The sequence below is a fragment of the Streptomyces bobili genome, assembly GCF_002154575.1.
In the GTDB taxonomy this organism is placed as follows: domain Bacteria; phylum Actinomycetota; class Actinomycetes; order Streptomycetales; family Streptomycetaceae; genus Streptomyces; species Streptomyces bobili.
The window spans coordinates 1-1,013 of the sequence record NZ_MUBA01000821.1; the positions used below are offsets into that span (position 1 = coordinate 1).

1 protein-coding gene is annotated in these 1,013 nt (G+C 68.8%); it reads left to right on the forward strand.

All coding sequences use genetic code 11. The annotated features are described in order from the left end of the window. Positions 1–487: 487 nt before the first annotated feature. The coding region (locus BZL64_RS37950) for a GH12 family glycosyl hydrolase domain-containing protein (protein ID WP_425276115.1) at positions 488–1,013 on the forward strand (526 nt) is incomplete at its 3' end.

Here is a 1,013-nt window from a genome sequence, read left to right on the forward strand (position 1 = left end):
GTGAGTCCTTGAGCCCATGGGTCCCTGTGCCCATGGGCCCCTGTGCCCCTGTGCTCCTGGGCTCAAGGCCACGGCGACCGACCTGAGGCTTCCGCCGGACGCCTCCTCGCACTGCCACAGCTCCCGCGTCGCTCACGCCGCCCCCGCGACGACCGCCCCCGGACCCGACGTCCCCCGGGCGCGCCACCGACCCACACCGGTCGGCCGCGGCGGCTCCTCGGGCCGAGGAATCGAAAGTTTCGGGAGCGCTCCCAACTCCCTGGCATATGCCCTGCGTTGGCCGTCTCATTTCCTCGCCGCCGCTGACCTGTGACTTCGAAATCCGTTCGACACATTCGGTTCCCATGGGTTGCCAGAGACGCGAGCGCCTCCTAATGTCCCACCGGAACCATCGATGGGAGCGCTCCCATCTTGGTGGTTCCGGAAGCACTCCCGTTTCCCCGTCCGTTCCCTCCAAGCCGGTTGTCCCTCTCGGAGAGGCCCCCGCATGCGACCGTTACCGCACCGCCCCAGAACCGCGCGCGGCCTGATCGGCGCGCTGCTCACCGCTCTCGCCACCGTCGCCGCCCTGGTGGCCGCCGCCCCTGCGGTCCAGGCGGACACCCTGATCTGCGACCAGTTCGGCTCGACCACCATCCAGGGCCGCTACGTCGTCCAGAACAACCGCTGGGGCACCAGCGCCCCCCAGTGCGTCACCGCCACCGACACCGGCTTCCGGCTGACCCAGGCCGACGGCTCCGTACCCACCAACGGCGCCCCGAAGTCGTACCCCTCGGTCTTCAACGGCTGCCACTACACCAACTGTTCGCCCGGGACCAACCTCCCGGCGAGGCTCAGCGGTATCGCCGGCGCACCCAGCAGCATCTCGTACGGCTATGTCGGCGATGCCGTGTACAACGCGTCGTACGACATCTGGCTCGATCCGACGCCCAAGACCGACGGGGTGAGCCAGACCGAGATCATGATCTGGTTCAACAAGGTGGGCCCGGTCCAGCCGATCGGCTCTCAGGTGG